Genomic DNA, 17285 nt, shown 5'->3' with positions numbered 1-17285 from the left:
TTTCAGAGGCGTGCAGAAAAGACACAGAGCAGCTTTTCTGCACGCTTTCTCCGTATATGATGCAAATAAACCAAAATTTTCCCAGCTGCTTAGCTTCTATTTCTCATCGCAGACCTGGAAAATATAGAACTTAAGATAATACGAATCTCCCGCTCCCCAGAGAATCGGATGATCCGGCGCCTGGGTGCGGAACTCCACCTGCCGCAGGCGCTTATGTACATTTCTCGCCGCCTGCCCGATGGTCTGTGTAAACAGTTCGTAATCCATGAAATGAGAGCAGGAGCAGGTTGCCAGATATCCTCCGTCCTTCACCAGCTTCATCCCCCGCAGGTTAATCTCGCGGTATCCCCTGACCGCTTTCTTAATGGAACTTCTCGACTTGGTAAACGCCGGGGGATCGAGGATCACCACATCATATTTCTCTCCCTTTTTCTCCAGTTCCGGAAGCAGGTCAAAGACGTCCGCGCAGAGGAATTCCACCCGGTCCTCCAGGCCGTTGAGCGCCGCGTTTTCCCTCGCCTGGGCGACTCCCAGCTCGGATGCGTCCACACCGGTCACATGCGCTGCCCCCGCCATGCCTGCATTGAGGGCGAAAGACCCCGTGTGGGTAAAGCAGTCCAACACCCGCGCGCCCTTACAGAGCTTTGCCACAGCCTGGCGGTTGTACTTCTGATCCAGGAAGAATCCGGTCTTCTGCCCGTCTTTTACATCCACATAATAGCGCACGCCGTTCTCCACGATCTCTACTTTTGTATCAAAGGGTTCTCCGATGAAACCTTTGTACCGTTCCATTCCCTCCTGTTCCCGGACTTTCGCGTCACTCCGTTCATAGACGCCCCGGATGTGGATGCCGTCCTCCTCCATCAGCTCCTTTAAAATATCCACAATCATCACCTTGAAGCGGTCGATCCCAAGTGCCAGGGATTCCACCACCAACACATCAGCAAACTTGTCCACCACAATTCCCGGCAGGAAATCCGCTTCTCCGAAGATCACCCGGCAGCTCGACGTGGCCACTACTTTCTTCCGGTACTCCCAGGCATTCTTCACCCGCATCCGGATAAACGCTTCATCCACCTGCGTATCCTTATCCCGGGTCATCATCCTCACGATCAGCTTTGAATTCCGGTTGATAAATCCCCGTCCCAGCGGATATCCGTCAAAATCATGGACGAGCACGATATCCCCGTCCTCAAAATTTCCGACGATGCTCGCCACCTCATTATCATAAATCCAGGGGCCGCCCTGCTTCAGAGCGCGCCCCTCGCCTTTTTTCAATGTCACAATCGCATTCTCCATGGTTTTCCTCCCCGCATTTCTTTTCTTCATCTAACTTCATACTGAATGGTATCCCATTTTCTCTGATTAATCGTGATATGCACATTCGCATATATGTTGGCAGATCAATCCCCAAACGTTCACAAATGCTCGTTTCCTTCAGCTTCGAATCGTCATCTGTCCGAAATTGAATTAAAGTGCTGGACATAACATCATCTTTCTGAAATCATTTTACTATATTTTTATGCATTTGCAAACATTTGATTACCTGTATTTTCATCCCGCCTGCATCTTTCCGGGCAGGTATTCCGGCAGCCTCTCCGGCAGATATTCGGGCAGTTCCTCCGGCAGCCATCCTTCCATGGACACTACCGGCATATCGAATCCTTCTGCCCGCGCTTTTTTCAGGAAATCCTCTCCCGTGCCGTCCCGGAGCAGAGGATTTACACAGACCAGCACCGGCGTCTGCGCCCGCAGTTCCGCCATTGCCTCGCGGATGGAAAAAGCAAACACCGGACTGAATGATTTCCTTCCGAAAAAGAGGCCGAGTTTTATGGCAAAATCCATATCTGATTCAACAATAAGCACATTTCTTCCCATAGTCATTCTTCCCCTTCTTTTTACTGTTTTCGATATTCTGTATTTTCCGATATTTTATATCCCTTCTGATATTCCGTATTCTATCAGCGCAAAGTTACCCGGCAAGCACAATGCGCGTCTCAAATTTGTAACTTTGAATCCGTAACTTTATGCGCCAATATTTCCGCGCGTTTTTCCCCGAATGTGGTATGATATAATTATTCTCAGCGATATATGGATCGCTTTATTGGAGGTTTACTATGGACAAAAAATATGAAGCACTTTTTACACCTTTCCACATCGGGAATTGTGAGATCCGGAACCGGGTAATCATCCCCGCCATGGAAGGGACCAACATCGTGGACAACATGATGGGTCCAAAGCTCAACGAGAAGAGTCATGACTACTATGTGGAGAGATCAAAAAATGAGGTAGGGCTTTTCATTCCGGGAATGATCCCCGTCTATTCCATGATGATAGGAAAATGGCTGCACAAAAGCCCCAAAGTTTTCGAGCAGGCAAAGCCGCTCATCGATGAGATTCACAAAAACGGGGCAAAGATCTTTTTCCAGCTGGGCGCCGGATTTGCCGGAAGGAACTACACGCTTCCCGCACAGATGCTCAAAATTGCCGGAAACAAAGCGCTGAAAACACTCACCAATCCGTTTCTTCATCTGAACGAGATGATGGTTGCCCCTGACGAGGGGCTTCCCATGGTATGGGCTCCCCAGTACACATCCCGCCAGCTGACGGTAAAGGAAATCCGACAGTATATTGAAGCTTACGCCAAATCCGCCCGGCTCTGCAAGGAGATCGGTGTGGACGGTGTGGAGGTGCATGCAGTTCATGAGGGATACCTGATGGACCAGTTCACTACAGAGTACACCAATCACCGGACAGACGAGTACGGCGGTTCCTTTGAAAACCGCTACCGTTTCCCTGTGGAAGTAGTCCGGGCGATCAAGGAGGAATGCGGCGAAGATTACCCGGTGATGCTCCGCTATTCCGTCACGAGCAAAGTGATCGATTTCAAAGTCGGAGCTGTTCCGGGAGAAGAATTTACAGAAAAGGGCAGGGACATGGCAGAGAGTGAAAAAGCGGCAAAATATCTCCAGGATGCCGGCTATGACGCGCTCGATGCGGACAACGGGACCTATGATTCCTGGTACTGGGCGCATCCTCCGGTATATATGCCGTTAAACTGCAACCTCTCCGAAGCGGAGCATATCAAAAAGTTCGTGGATATCCCTGTGATCTGCGCGGGAAGAATGCAGGCGGATACTGCTGCCAGATCTATCGCCGAGGGAAAACTGGATGCAGTTGCCATCGGAAGGCAGTTCATTTGCGACGGTGAGTATCTGACCAAAATCAAAGAGGGACGGGAGGAAGACATCCGCCCGTGTATTTCCTGCCACAACGCCTGCCTTCCGGTCGGATATACGAAGAACTCCGGAGCCGTCATGGATATGGCGGACGCTGCAACTCAGGGGCACTGCGCACTGAATCCGATTTCTTTTGAGGAAAAGAAATACGCCATCCGAAAGGCCGGGACAAAGAAACGGATCGCCATCATCGGCGGCGGTATCGGGGGAATGGAGACGGCAAGGCTCTGTGCCCTTATGGGACACACTGTTGACCTGTATGAAAAAACAGACCGGCTCGGCGGAGTATTTATCGCAGCCGCAGCCCCGGACTTCAAAGAAAAGGACAAAGAACTGATCGAATGGTACCGCACGCAGATCGGCAAGCTTCCTGTAAACGTACACCTGAGTACAGAGATCCGTGACCTCAAAGCCGTAAGTGCCGATGAGATCGTCATCGCAACCGGAGCAAAGCCGAGAACGCTGAACCTGCCCGGATTCAAGCGGGGAATTGAAGCCATTGACTATCTGCTTGGAAAGAAATCCGTGGGAGAGACGGTCGCTGTCATCGGCGGCGGACTGACCGGCTGTGAGATCGCCTATGACCTGGCAAGAAAAGGGAAGAAACCATTTATCGTGGAGATGACCGACTGCCTGGTAAATGCCACCGGAATATGCGCCGCCAACTCCGAGTGCTTAAGAGACCTGATCCGCTATTATAAAATTCCGGTATATCTGGAAAGCACACTTCAGCAGATCAATAAAGGCAGCGTAACCATCCTGACTCCGGATGGGGAAAAAGAACTATCCTGTGATTCCGCGGTTCTGTCCGTTGGGTATGTTCCGGGGACTCCCCTTGCAGAAGAATCCTCCGAACATGTCCACATTCTCGGCGACGCGGCAAAAGTCGGGAACCTGAAGAATGTAATATGGAGCGCTTACGATCTGGCGTTCTCATTTATCTGAAACATGCAGTCTCGGAAATTATACTGTTCTTCCGTTTCTCCATATATCCCGGGACATCCATTATCCCAAGGCATCCATTATCCCAGGGCATCAATACTCTGCGGGCAGTGTACCTCTCACTGCCCGCGTCTGCATCCATTTCACTTTTTAATGCCGCCCATCTCCGTTTTTAAAGTTTTCCCCTTAGAAATAAGTTCCTAATTAATTTGTTATTTTCATTATTCATCATATCTCATTTATTTTTTCTCTTTCATCATTTTGTCTTGATTTTTTATCTCTTCATGATATTATATAAGAAAGAGGAGATGAACGAATGGGAACACAATCGACAACAAGTTTATTAAAAGAGAATATTGCCGATATTCTAAAGATGGAAGGTCAGCCCCTCTCCATCCCCACGATCAGGGAGAAACTGCAGGCGCGCGGCATCACAGACTACCGGCAGGGACATCTGGCCGGATCTCTCCATCAGATACTCGACATGCCCGGGTACATTTCACCGGAACGGGGATGCTACCAGTATATCGGCGGTGCCCCATCCGAAAAGCCTGCCTATTCCCCGACTGACAGGCTCTTTGAGGTTTATTCCCGGGCAGTGAAAGAGGCGTCCGATATTGTAAATGGAATCGACATTATCTCCAGTACCGAAGATGACCTCAGGGAAATCATGACGCTTCGGGATATTGTCAAAGAGACACAGCTTCTGCTGGACCGGATCGGCGCCCTCTCTTCGAAACACGCAAACCACTCATGAAAAAATATTTGCAATACGGTGAATGAATATGGAACAGACCTGTCATGTAATTGATCTTTATGATCCTCTCGGCGCTCTGGCGTTTGCATTTCATCACTCCGGTTTCCATGTGATCAAAAGCCTGGATTCCGTAAACGAAAAAGAGCTTCCGATCCTCACCCGGAATAATACCGCACAGCTCTGCCCCGGAGAGGAAATTGAAAATCTCATTGAAACAAACAGATGCAAACCGGATATACTCACTTCACAGATTTACTGGACAGTATCTTCCGGCTCAGAAAAGCCTTATCCCGAAAAATCAAACCTGGATGAGATTATTTCCGCTGTACAGAAATTCCGCCCGGCATGCCTGGTATTTGAAACACGGATGAGATTTAAAAGCTCCCGGGCATTTGAAAACTTACTGGATCTGCTCTGTGAAGACAGATACAGCGTATTCTGGGGGCTTCTCAATCCCCGGGAATATGCCGGCATTCCGCTGAAAGAGAAACGCCTGTATATTATCGCGCTCTCCGAAGCCCTTGGAAAAGAGTTCTCGTTTCCGGCGCCAATCGGGATCAAAAGAGATCCGTTTGATTTTTTAGAGCCCGGCAAATCCTACACCCATTCCGAAAGGGTAAGGCATTCCTGTACAGAAAGGGGCATATACAACTGGGAAAACGGTACTTTCCGACTGTCTGATACCGTAAACAACAGCTTCTACCGCCCGGTGGTAAACGACGGGCACGGCGCCAGATATCTGACGCTCCGGGAGATTGCAAGACTGAAAGGATTTCCGGATGACTATTTCCCGGAAAACAGCAGCAATTCCGAGCTGGAACAGCCGCTGCGCCAGGCAGCTAACGTACATATCTGCCGGATGATTGCAGGGAGCATACAGAAACTGCTGCTTTCCGGTGCGGAAAATTTCACGGAAGAACCGGAGACTTTGCCGAAGAGCAGCACTCCCGCAAAGCCAAGAGATACTGCTGCAGAAACAGCAGATTGCACACAGATTACAGATATAACGGAGGAAACCTTGGAAAGAAGATACGACGTTTTTGTAAGCTCGACTTACGAAGACCTGAAAGAAGAAAGAAAAGAAATCACCCAGGCAATCCTGGAATGCGACTGCATACCCGTGGGAATGGAAATGTTCCCCGCTTCCAATACAGAGCAGTGGAAATTCATCCAGAAAGTGATCGACAAAGCCGATTTTTATCTTGTAGTGATCGCAGGGAAATACGGTTCTGTCATGGAATCAACGGGGAAAAGCTATACCGAAATGGAATTTGACTATGCAGCCCAGAAGGGCAAACCGATCCTTGTTTTTCAGCACAAGAATATCAACAAGCTCACCAGAGAAAATACGGAAACCGATCCGCAGAAAGCAGACGCCCTCGAAAAATTCCGCGAAAAAGCGCGACAGAACCGCATGATCCGGTTCTACACTGATAAAAATGAGCTGAAGGCAGCTGTCTTAAGCAGTCTTCACAGCCTCAAGAAACAGCAGAATTCCGGCGGTTGGATCCGTGCCGAGGACGCGGGAAAATGTGTGGGAAAAGCAGAAGGCACAGAGACTGTTGCTCTCAAAGCAGAAATTGACCGTCTGAAGCAGGAAAATAATGAACTGAGGCAGGAAAAGGATACGTTCCAACAGGAAAACGACAAGGTGAGACAGGAAAACACTGCGGTCAAAAAAGAAAATGACAGTCTCAAGCACACAAACGAGGCACTTTCCTCAAGAGTCAGGGAAACACGGGAAATTCTGGAGCAGATGAAAGATACGTTTGCCGGACTGGGAGAACAGGTCAGACAGTTGCTTCGTTGAATGGATTGACCACATTCGTATACGAATTTTATATCGTTTCCTGCATTTTCAATGTGTCTAATGTAAAGACTAGTGGTTTTGAAAGTCATTTCACCGTGGAATTTCGGTCCAGAATTATAATCGATCTTGGAGCATGATACCTATAAAGTAACGAGAGCCCCACTCCGCTATAACAGCCGAGAGGGGCATCTCCTGTATGTATTTACTATTCCTTTTTACCCCAACCTATTACTCAATCCTCTGTCAAGTCTCCTCCACGACAAAAATCTGCCAATTCAAAATCAGATTCATGCTGCTTCTTTCCTGAGCGAAAAATTTCATCATACCAAGTCTCGTTACCATCGATAATTCTAACCTTATCTCCACATTCCGGACAAGTATACCAAGCCCATCCATCAAATTTTGTCATTTTAGCACCACACGTTTTACATGTAGGATATTTACTCACTATTGATACCCCCTATCGATAATCTGAAATGGAACTGAGAAATTTTACCGAAACAAAGTATGGATTATTATTATCTCCCAGTTTCTCAATCAGCGCTGCGTCACCATCCGCTTCTAAAACCTTAAATTGCTCATTCTCTTTGAAAAGAAGCCCTTCATTGCTTTGTCCTTCTCTATTTACCGTGTAGATAGCGGACGCTTTTTCCTCAAGTTTCTTTTGCTCGAGCTTCTGTGAAACCTTATTTTTTATCATTACCACTCCTGCAACAGCACCTCCTCCAAATATAACGCCTCCTCCAAAAATCATTCCTACAAGGTTAAGAGGTCCACCAACCTTTTTCGACCAAGTCGTCATTACCTGATACAATCCTAAATTACTCATCTTCCCTCTCCTCTCTATTTTTTCTTTTTAATTATTGCTGCAAGCCAAGCACCTGCTGCTCCAAGCAAAACCGGAGCGATGACTGGCACTACTAAAGCTTCTGCTGCTGCCGCCCCCACTAATGCAACAAGACCACCTCGAATTGCTGCACTATCCAGTCCGGCCTTTGTTGCTCCTTCTATAAACGCTTGCGCCTTTTTTTTATCCGCATCTGAAAGTTCATCAGAATTCAAACATAAGTTAACTGTAGATATCAACACTTCATCGTCTGGCCGTTCTGCCATTTCATAATCTAGAACAGCTCGAATTGCAATATATTGTGTCTTGCTCAATGCCGTCTTTTTATTCTCAAGATTACTAATTGTCTGTTTAGTAACACCTATAAATTCGCCAAATTCGTCAGCTGACCACCCCCCAGCCTTACGAATTAATAAAAGATTATCTTGAAGCTTACTAATTTCATGCTCCGTATAGTTTTTCATCGATTCACCTCCCATTTCTAAGATAGTATAAAATTTTTATCTTGTCAAATATTTTTACTATTTCTATTTTTTTGACAAAAAAAAGACTCCTTACCTATTCAAAAAGCAAAGAGTCTTTTTTAACATTCAAATCACAACCACAACTCCATGTTATCCAAACCACGAAATCAACTCTATCCCAAAAACATCCAAACAGCCCACTCAACTTATTCACATCCAAATTGGCGACTCAACTATCTGATGAGTGTCTTGGATATGTTTTGTCAATGCAGTTTTTTCCTTTATTATGGCCTGACGCTGTCACCAATGAACTGCCAAAAACAAAGGAAATATGGCATTTTCCGTCGATTACTCCTTCACCCGAGACATCAGAACTACCGTCTCAACATATTCAATATTGTCCAAACCTTCACTCCCTTGCAATAGTAATAATTATGCTCTTAAATAAACTACTCTGCAATTGCATTCATTATCTCAATTTTAAGCGTTTCATTTTGTTCATATGTGCCGTCCATAATAGCCGTCATTATTTTGTGAAGAAGTTCTTTACTTATTTTCCCGGCAGCAACATGATAACTGATATTTTCTGTAATTGACATAAAGTTTTTTGCAATTCCCATGTACCCATTAAATAATAGAAATTGCAACGATAGTGTAATGGCAAGTCTTTTATTGCCGTCAGCAAAACAATGAAATTCGCAAGTGCAAAAAAATAAATGTGTCAGCTTATCCACAAATGTCGGATAATATTCATCGTTTTGTATATGCTGCAAAACACTGGCAAGCTTTCCGATATCCAGGGATTCATAGGTTCCCCCGCCACTATACTTAATCGTCTTTTTATGTATTACCTTTGCTTGTTCGAGCGTTAAATAAATGATCCCATCCATTTAATCACGCTCCTTCAACCTGCGTAAAACCTCTTGATTTTCCTGCATCAGCTTGTCCAATTCATCTCCGGCAGCACCCAAAAATTTTTGATATTCTTCTTTATCAAGAGGTTGTATATACTCTGATAATTGATAATGAAACGCATCCCTTAGTGCCATATCACGACTTGCCATTTTTACCCGCCCGCGTTGGATGAGTGGCTTCCACAGTGCCATATTTTCAAAACATCTAAACACTTCTTCTGTTTCTTGTTGTGATAAAATGTGGCCCACTCGTTCATATTCACGTTTTATAGCATCAGCAAGGCCGCTCTCATAAGCCGCTATAATATCCAATATTTCACTATAAAAAGTATCTCGAACCTTCTCATTTGCTTTTAAGTCCAAAATTTTCTTATATTCTTTTGCTTTTTCCTTAAATATGCTTACATATATCATATCAGTAAAATGGGCATATTTATATCGGTTATCTTCCACATAATTTTTTAACGCATCAGTAAATTGCCTGCGATAATTATCTTCTTGCAAAGAGGAGTAAACAAAGTCTTTATCCCTCTGATTGATATATTTCGTTCCACCACCGGTTTTACGGTTAATAAGGTCAATAACTATATCCAACATTAACTGTCGCAGCGCTCTAGCCTTATCACTTTCAGATAAAAGCATAGCCATATTTAAAAATGCGCGAAAATCAAACACTCCAAGCACTGTTGTTTTGGTAGGGACATAAATGTCCTTACCAGAATTTTTTGCAGATTCTAAAAAAGCTTTTAAATTTTTCCCTCGAAGCACCTGATATCCATTTGCACAAAGTTCTTCTCCGTTTTGTTCCAAATAACGGCTAATTGTTCTTATATCAACTTCAAAAAAATTAGCTACCATTTCACGAGTCATAAATACTTTGCCATTCCATAAAACACCGTCTATTCCTGACTTCTGTTGTATTTCTTCTATGGCAATTTCATTATTTAATATATTTTGTCTGTCTAGTCTTGAATTTGTTAAATCCTTTGCCATGCTTAACCTCCTATTTAGCAAGTCAATAAATCATCTTAAAATATTTTATACTTTCAATACCACCTTTACCTATGTAATATACAAATTACTGACTTTCAATCCACAATGCTCTGGTGCGTAATCTCTCATTACCTAATAAGTTGCTTTACCCTTCGCAACAACCAAGTTCATCCATATCCAATTCCACTTCAATATGTTTATCTATTTTAAGTTTGGAAAGCAATGCTACCGTCTCCACATGTACGCCCTGCGCGAACTGATCCACCGCCCGCACCCTCTTCAGCTCATACCCGTTCTCACACAGAAACCTCAGGTCCCTCGCCAGCGTCGCAGAATCGCAGCTCACATACACGACTTTCTCAGGCGCCATCTTCACAATCGTCTCAAGCAATGCCTGATCGCATCCCTTCCGGGGAGGATCCACAACGATTACATCGGCGTGACCGCTCGTTCCACTGTCGGCGTGCGCGTCCATTCCGCCCGCTGCGCGCCCGTCCTTTCCACGATCCGCCTGTCCGCTCTTCACATAATACTCCGGCAGCACTTCCTCCGCTTTCCCCACGAAGAACTCCGCATTGGTGATCCCGTTGATCTCGGCATTTCTCCGGGCGTCCCCGATAGCCTGGGGCACGATCTCCACACCGTAGACCTTCCCCGCTTTCTTTGCCAGGAACAGAGAGATCGTCCCGATGCCGCAGTACAGATCCCAGACCGTCTCTCCGCCTTTGAGGTCCGCGTACTCGAGAGCCAGTCCGTAGAGCTTCTCCGTCTGTTCCGGATTCACCTGATAGAACGACAGGGGCGAGATCTGATAGCGGACTTCTCCGATATAATCGGTGATATATCCCTGCCCCCACAGGACTTCATAGCTATCTCCCATGATCACGTTATCCCGCCTTGTGTTCGGACTTACGGTAATGCTTGTCATCCCTTTGATGGCTGTCAGCCTGCGGATCAGCTCCTCCGCATGGGGAATGATACCGGAGGCATTATCCCGCATCGCCTTCTCACTGGAAACATTCACCACCAGACACACCATAATCTCGCCGGTGCGGAAACCGTACCGGAGCAGGGCGTGGCGGATCAGCCCGGTTCCCTCTTTTTCGTTATAGGCAGGGACATGATACTTCCGCATATAGTCCAGAATAATCTCCAGGATCTCACGGTTTACGCTGACGCCAAGCGGGCAGTCAGTATTTACAATGATGTCATGGGTCCTTCCCGCGTAGAACCCGGTGACGGGATTCCCCTCTTTGTCGGTTCCGAAGGGGAACTGCGCCTTGTTCCGGTAGCCGAAGGGATGCTCTGATCCTACAATGGGCTCTGTCACACGGTCAAGAAAATCCGGGGCAAATCCTCCGATCCGCTCCAGATTTCCCCGGACTTTCTGTTCTTTAAACTGAAGCTGTCTTTCGTAGGACATCTCCTGAATCTGACAGCCTCCGCACTTTCTCGCATACGGACACTTCGGCTCGACGCGGTATTCCGACGGGCGGATAACCCTCATCAGTCTGGCGTATCCGTAGTTCTTCTTCGCCTTTATAACTTTCGCTTCCACCAGGTCCCCGATCACGGCATCCTTGATAAACAGCGTATACCCGTCAACTTTACCGATGCCTTCCCCGTTTACCCCGATATCCGTAATCTCCACCTGCGCCGTATCATTCTTCTGCATTTCCTAATTTCCTCCCGAAGTCCTGCGCAGATTGGACTCAAAGAGTCTGTTGTATCCCAGCCACTCGGTTCCTGTCTTTCCTTTGAAAATCTCTGTCAGTGTCTGCATTTTCGCGTCTGCATTGTCTGCCAGGTTCAGCGCCAGAGCCTCCGCCAGCGCCGGTTTCTTGGGTGAGCCGTACTCCAGTTCCCCGTGATGTGCGATGATGCAGTGCTTCAGCTCATTTGCCAGACGCCCCGGGAAATCCGGAACTGTGCGGATCGCCTCGTCGATCATCTCCACGCCGATCACAATGTGGCCGATCAGCTGTCCCTCATCCGTGTAGTCATTGTCCGGAAATGCGGAAAGTTCCCGCGTCTTTCCGATATCGTGGCAGATGGCTGCCGTCAGGAGCAGATCCCGGTTGAGGATGGGATAAGCCCCGGCGAAATATTCGCACAGATGGAGGACACTCAGCGTATGTTCCAGAAGTCCCCCCGAGAATCCGTGATGGACTGTCTTTGCCGCCGAATGTCCCTTAAATTTCTTTATAAAATCTTCATCTTTCACAAAGTAGAACTCCAGCACCTGCTTCAGATACGGGTTGCCGATCTGGAGGATGCAGGCTGTCAGCTCCTGGTACATTCCCTCCACGCTTTTCTCCGTAACCGGCATATAATCCGCGGGATTGTACTCGCCTTCCTGTGCCTTTCTGATCTGGCGGATGTTCAGCTGCAGGTTGCCGTTGTAGCTGATCACATCCCCGAACACCTCGATGAAATCTTTCTCGTCATAATCCGCAATCCCCTGGGAATTCGGATCCCAGACCTTTCCGTCCAGTGTTCCCGTCTTATCCTGCAGGAGGAGATTGTCGTACGGTTTTCCGTTTCTCGTCTCCGCCGAGCGTTTTCCCTTACAGAGATATACATTTCTGATTGTCTCTCCCTCATGAAGTCCGTTAATATAGCGCATTTATTTTCCTCTTTCTATTATTTTCTTTCTGTTTATATTTTCTTTTCTTCCGGCACGCCGCGAAACTGCCGCATCTATTCTTTACTTCCCACGGTCACGGTAAATTTTACCTCTACATACCCTTCCGCGCCCTGACGCATGCCCCGGATCGTAATCTGGGTTCCCGTCTCGGTTTCCAGAACTGCTCTCTGGTATGCTCCCAGATTCGTCACTGTCTGCCCGGAGACTTCACAGATCACATCCCCGCTCTGGATACCTGCTGCCATGGCGGGAGAATCCGGATCGACCTCGATCACATAGACGCCTTCCGGCATTCCCTGGGATTCCTGGATCTGACCGGTAACAGTCGTGCCGGATATTCCGATATAGGGAACGCTCTGCCCGTTGGCAAGGAGCTCGATCACTGTTTTGATATCGGAAATCGCATAGGCATTGGCTGTATTCATTCCTCTGTCAGCCCATATATCCGGAGAAATCAGCCCGATCACCTCGCCGTTCAGATTCAGCAGCACCCCGGTGCCTCCATCCGCGGCAGCTATATCCGTCGCTATAATATCGCAGTCGCCGTCATAAAGAGACATCTTATAAGTGCCGGAACTGATCACACCATATCCGACGCCGTCCGCATAGCCGAACATATTTCCAAGAGCGATCACCTGCTCTCCCCGTGTCATCAGATTGGAATTTCCGAGGACAGATACTTTAACCGCATTCCACGTAGCACTGGAAATATCACTGTGAGGCACACTGAAAACAGCCAGACCGGTATTTCTGTCCTGCTTTTTCAAAGAAGCCGCGTAGCTGCTGCCGTCGGCAAATGTCACTGTCCAGGACTGGGCGTCACTGCAGATGGAATTATCCGCAAGAATCAGAAGTTCCTGTCCGTTGTCCGCCGTAATCACACCGGTTACGGACCGGGCACTCTGATCCGTGTCCGCCCCCCACTGTTCCGCTGTGGCTGCCTTTTTCACGGTCACGATTCCTTTCTGCCCTTCCTCTGCCAGCTCATACATACTGTCCATGATCTCGCTGCCGCTTGCCGCATCAAGAACCGGAACCGTCTGCTGTTCCGGATCCTCGTTTTCCGCCGGCTCTGTATCCGGCTCCTCATCCGCAGGAATGCTCACTGTGTCTGGCGTACCGCGGAACCACTCCTGCGCCCATGGTTTGAGCGCAAAAAAACCAACACAGGCAAAAGCTCCCAGAATCACGCCGTATATGGCAATCCTGACAAACTGTCTGAAGAGCTTTTCCCCGCTGATCGGCTTCGGTTTTATCGTCTCTTTCAGGAAAGAATACTTCGGCTCTTTTTCAGGCCCCGGATTTTGTTCTCTGTCGTTCGGCATAGGCTCAAATCTCCTTATAACCAATAGTATAACCGATTCATTTCGAGAGTTCAATCCTATTATATTCCGCAAAAAGCCTTTTCTTTATGGAAAGAATGGGGTAAAATGAAATTCGTACCTGAAAAAATAAGTCAATAGGTGGCAGTTTAATATGAACCAGAAGACATTAACCAAATTAGAATATGATAAAATTATTGCGCTCCTCGAGGAAGAGGCTTCCTCTTTCCGGGGAAGGCAGCTCTGCCGGAAGCTGAAACCCATGACAGATCTGGCGAAAATCAATACTTACCAGGAGCAGACCGCCGCGGCGTTCACGCGCATTGTGAGAAAGGGCCGCATCTCCTTCGGTGACGCCGCCCCTGTGGAGGAATCCATGAAGCGTCTGGAGATCGGAGGTGCCTTAAGCATCTCCGAGCTGCTGCGCATCAGCAGGCTTCTCGCCAATGCCTCCCGGGTGAAGGCTTACGGGCGGCACGATACCCAGGAGGACGCTGCGGACTGTCTCGATTCCTTTTTTGACGCCCTTGATCCTCTCACTCCCCTGGCAAATGAAATCGACCGGTGCATCATTTCCGAGGACGAGATCAGCGACGACGCAAGCACCACACTCCGTCACATCCGCCGGAGCATCAACGCCATAAACGACCGGGTTCACTCGACACTCACAGGTCTGGTGAACGGCTCGCTGAAAAACTATCTCCAGGATCCGATTATCACCATGCGCGGCGACCGGTACTGTCTCCCTGTAAAGGCAGAGTACCGCGCTCAGGTGCAGGGGCTGATCCACGACCAGTCATCCACCGGTTCCACACTGTTTATCGAGCCCATGGCTGTAGTAAGGCTGAACAATGATCTGAAAGAGCTCTATGCGAAAGAACAGGAGGAAATCCAGGTCATCCTTGCCGACCTGAGTACGGAAGCCTCCGCCTTTGTGGAGGAGATCCGCGCCGATTACCGCGCCATGACGGATCTGGACTTTATCTTTGCCCGGGGTGCCCTTGCCCTCTCCATGCAGGCAAGCCGCCCTCTCCTGAACGATGAGGGCAGGATCCGCATCCGCGAGGGCCGCCATCCGCTGCTCGATCCGAAGAAAGTCGTCCCCATCTCGGTATCCCTGGGAGAAGATTTTACCCTTCTGATCATCACTGGACCGAATACCGGAGGCAAGACCGTATCCTTGAAGACCGTAGGACTTTTCACACTGATGGGGCAGGCGGGACTTCACATTCCCGCAGGGGACCGCTCGGAACTCGGCGTCTTCCATCAGGTCTTTGCGGATATCGGAGACGAGCAGAGCATCGAACAGAGCTTAAGTACATTTTCATCCCATATGACAAATATCGTCTCCTTCCTGAAAAAGGTCGATTCCAAATCCCTCGTCCTCTTCGATGAACTGGGTGCGGGAACCGACCCGACGGAAGGCGCGGCCCTGGCGATCGCCATTCTCTCCCATCTTCACAAACGGGGAATACGGACAATGGCGACCACTCACTACAGCGAGCTGAAAGTCTACGCCCTCACCACAGAAGGGGTGGAGAACGCCTGCTGCGAATTTGACGTGGAAAGCCTGCGCCCCACCTACCGGCTTCTCATCGGTATTCCCGGGAAGAGCAATGCTTTCGCCATCTCCGGAAAACTGGGGCTGCCGGATTACATTATCGAGGACGCGAAGAAGCGTCTGACCGAACAGGATATCTCCTTCGAGGATCTTCTCAGCGATCTTGAGGAGAGCCGCAAAACCATCGAAAAAGAGCGGGTGCAGATCGAGACATACCGCCGGGAGACGGAAGCCCTCAAGGCCCAGGCAAAGCAGCGCCAGGAGAAGCTGGAGGAACAGCGCGACCGCATCATCCGCGAGGCGAACGAGAAAGCCGGCGCCATCCTGCGGGAGGCGAAGGAAGTGGCAGACGAGACAATAAAGAATTTCCGGAAGTTCGGAAAAGAGAACATATCCGCAGCCGAGATGGAAAAGGAACGGGAACGCCTGCGCCAGAAGATCAAAGAGACTTCTGAGGCTTCTTCCATCAAAGTGAAGAAACAGAAAAAAGCTTACAAACCCACAGACTTCAAACTGGGCGAAACAGTAAAAGTGCTGAGCATGAATCTGACCGGCACCATCGTATCAAAACCGGATTCCCGGGGCAATGTGACGGTGCAGATGGGCATTCTCCGGTCCCAGGTCAACATTTCCGATCTGGAGATTATCGAAGAGCCCTCCCCGTACACGCCGAAGAAGCTGAACCGGACCTCAAAAGGAAAGATCGCCATGAGCAAATCACTTTCCGTCAGTCCGGAGATCAATCTGCTCGGAAAGACTGTGGACGAGGCGGTATCCGAACTGGACAAATACCTGGACGACGCCCTGCTCTCCCACCTGAATACCGTGCGCATCGTACACGGAAAAGGAACCGGCGCGCTCCGGAAAGGGATCCACGAATATCTGCGCCGCCAGAAACATGTGAAATCCTACCGTCTCGGAGAATTCGGCGAGGGTGACGCAGGGGTCACAATCGTGGAACTTGGCTGATACCCGGCGGAATTTTTCCCTGCCGGAACATTTTTTCCGAGCTGTTCCGGCAATCGGTTTATTAATATTTGCTTATATAACAATGATTCACTGACATTATTTCAGGAGGCTCACAATGATTGGAAAACAGAAAATACTGATCGTAGACGACGATGAAAATATAGCGGAGCTGATTTCGCTCTATCTTACAAAAGAATGTTTCGACACCAAGATGGTCTACAACGGAGAGGACGCACTGTCCGCATTTGAGACATACCAGCCGAATCTTATCCTGCTTGATCTGATGCTTCCGGGCATCGACGGCTATCAGGTATGCCGGGAGATCCGCGCCAAATCCGCTACGCCCATTATCATGCTCTCGGCCAAGGGCGAGGTGTTTGACAAGGTGCTCGGTCTGGAACTGGGCGCTGATGACTATATCATGAAGCCCTTTGATTCCAAGGAGATGGTGGCACGGGTACGCGCAGTCCTGCGCCGCTATCAGCCGGTAAAGGCCGAGGAACCTGCGGCGGAGAAAGCGAAATGTGCCGAATTCGAGGATCTGGTCATCAATCTGACTAATTATTCCGTCTACTGTGACGGCCGCCATGTGGAAATGCCGCCCAAGGAACTGGAGCTCCTCTACTGTCTGGCATCCTCCCCGAACCAGGTGTTCACCCGGGAGCAGCTGCTCGACCGGATCTGGGGTTATGAGTACATCGGCGATACCCGGACGGTGGATGTCCACATCAAAAGGCTCCGCGAGAAGATCAAGGATCACCCGCACTGGAGTCTGAGCACCGTCTGGGGAATCGGCTACAAGTTTGAGACAAAGTAGCGT

General features: G+C 48.6%; 16 protein-coding genes. 5 read left to right on the top strand and 11 right to left on the bottom strand.

The genetic code is table 11. From position 1 onward, the window contains the following. Window positions 1-96: 96 nt before the first annotated feature. From B5F07_RS17170 to B5F07_RS17160, 3 genes are all read right to left on the bottom strand, one after another. Complete coding sequence (locus tag B5F07_RS17170; protein WP_087162436.1) at window positions 97-1299, bottom strand: class I SAM-dependent rRNA methyltransferase; 1203 nt, start codon at window positions 1297-1299, stop codon at window positions 97-99. Further along, entirely contained in the window at window positions 1226-1486 is a 261-nt protein-coding gene (locus tag B5F07_RS23585) for a type II toxin-antitoxin system RelB/DinJ family antitoxin (RefSeq protein ID WP_087162435.1), read from the bottom strand. Before B5F07_RS23585 ends, B5F07_RS17170 begins: the two co-directional genes overlap by 74 nt. 68 nt (window positions 1487-1554) lie before the next feature. Continuing rightward, complete coding sequence (locus B5F07_RS17160) at window positions 1555-1878, bottom strand: hypothetical protein (RefSeq protein WP_087162434.1); 324 nt, start codon at window positions 1876-1878, stop codon at window positions 1555-1557. 239 nt (window positions 1879-2117) lie between these two features. On the opposite strand from B5F07_RS17160, the gene B5F07_RS17155 reads away from it, so the two are divergent. From B5F07_RS17155 to B5F07_RS17145, 3 genes are all read left to right on the top strand, one after another. Continuing rightward, entirely contained in the window at window positions 2118-4184 is a 2067-nt protein-coding gene (locus B5F07_RS17155; protein ID WP_087162433.1) for an oxidoreductase, read from the top strand. 313 nt (window positions 4185-4497) lie between these two features. Next, complete coding sequence (locus tag B5F07_RS17150) at window positions 4498-4938, top strand: hypothetical protein (protein ID WP_087162432.1); 441 nt, start codon at window positions 4498-4500, stop codon at window positions 4936-4938. A gap of 28 nt (window positions 4939-4966) precedes the next feature. Continuing rightward, window positions 4967-6748, top strand: a complete 1782-nt coding sequence (locus tag B5F07_RS17145; protein WP_162613160.1) for a DUF4062 domain-containing protein — start codon at window positions 4967-4969, stop codon at window positions 6746-6748. Between the two features lie 232 nt (window positions 6749-6980). Here the strand turns inward: B5F07_RS17145 and B5F07_RS22405 are convergent, their stop codons facing one another. From B5F07_RS22405 to B5F07_RS17110, 8 genes are all read right to left on the bottom strand, one after another. Then, the gene (locus B5F07_RS22405; protein ID WP_140398041.1) at window positions 6981-7196 is read right to left on the bottom strand and encodes a hypothetical protein; all 216 of its coding nucleotides are present in this window, start codon (window positions 7194-7196) and stop codon (window positions 6981-6983) included. Window positions 7197-7208: 12 nt separating this feature from the next. After that, the gene (locus B5F07_RS17140; protein ID WP_087162430.1) at window positions 7209-7577 is read right to left on the bottom strand and encodes a hypothetical protein; all 369 of its coding nucleotides are present in this window, start codon (window positions 7575-7577) and stop codon (window positions 7209-7211) included. Window positions 7578-7591: 14 nt separating this feature from the next. Next, window positions 7592-8059, bottom strand: a complete 468-nt coding sequence (locus tag B5F07_RS17135; RefSeq protein WP_087162429.1) for a helix-turn-helix transcriptional regulator — start codon at window positions 8057-8059, stop codon at window positions 7592-7594. A 449-nt stretch (window positions 8060-8508) separates the two neighbouring features. Beyond that, window positions 8509-8949 carry a Fic family protein gene (locus tag B5F07_RS17130; RefSeq protein WP_087162428.1) on the bottom strand — a complete coding sequence of 147 codons (441 nt, stop codon included), beginning with the start codon at window positions 8947-8949 and terminating at the stop codon, window positions 8509-8511. Beyond that, window positions 8950-9966, bottom strand: a complete 1017-nt coding sequence (locus tag B5F07_RS17125; RefSeq protein WP_087162427.1) for a DNA-binding protein — start codon at window positions 9964-9966, stop codon at window positions 8950-8952. Between the two features lie 145 nt (window positions 9967-10111). Then, window positions 10112-11641: a 23S rRNA (uracil(1939)-C(5))-methyltransferase RlmD gene (gene rlmD, locus B5F07_RS17120; RefSeq protein ID WP_087162426.1), complete on the bottom strand. Its 1530-nt coding sequence runs from the start codon at window positions 11639-11641 to the stop codon at window positions 10112-10114. Between the two features lie 3 nt (window positions 11642-11644). Next, complete coding sequence (locus B5F07_RS17115) at window positions 11645-12592, bottom strand: 3'-5' exoribonuclease YhaM family protein (protein WP_087162425.1); 948 nt, start codon at window positions 12590-12592, stop codon at window positions 11645-11647. 74 nt (window positions 12593-12666) lie between these two features. Further along, window positions 12667-13938, bottom strand: coding sequence for a S1C family serine protease (locus tag B5F07_RS17110; protein ID WP_087162424.1), 1272 nt, complete (start codon window positions 13936-13938; stop codon window positions 12667-12669). Window positions 13939-14089: 151 nt separating this feature from the next. On the opposite strand from B5F07_RS17110, the gene B5F07_RS17105 reads away from it, so the two are divergent. Together B5F07_RS17105 and B5F07_RS17100 are read left to right on the top strand one after the other, a co-directional pair. After that, window positions 14090-16465 carry an endonuclease MutS2 gene (locus B5F07_RS17105; protein ID WP_087162423.1) on the top strand — a complete coding sequence of 792 codons (2376 nt, stop codon included), beginning with the start codon at window positions 14090-14092 and terminating at the stop codon, window positions 16463-16465. Between the two features lie 115 nt (window positions 16466-16580). After that, a complete protein-coding gene (locus tag B5F07_RS17100) occupies window positions 16581-17282 on the top strand; it encodes a response regulator transcription factor (protein WP_087162422.1) in 702 nt (233 codons plus the stop codon). Window positions 17283-17285 lie beyond the last annotated feature (3 nt).

The organism is Lachnoclostridium sp. An169 (assembly GCF_002160525.1).
Lineage (GTDB): Bacteria > Bacillota > Clostridia > Lachnospirales > Lachnospiraceae > Mediterraneibacter > Mediterraneibacter cottocaccae.
Note: the sequence above shows the minus strand (reverse complement) of the source record. Positions and strands in the feature narration are given on the sequence as shown.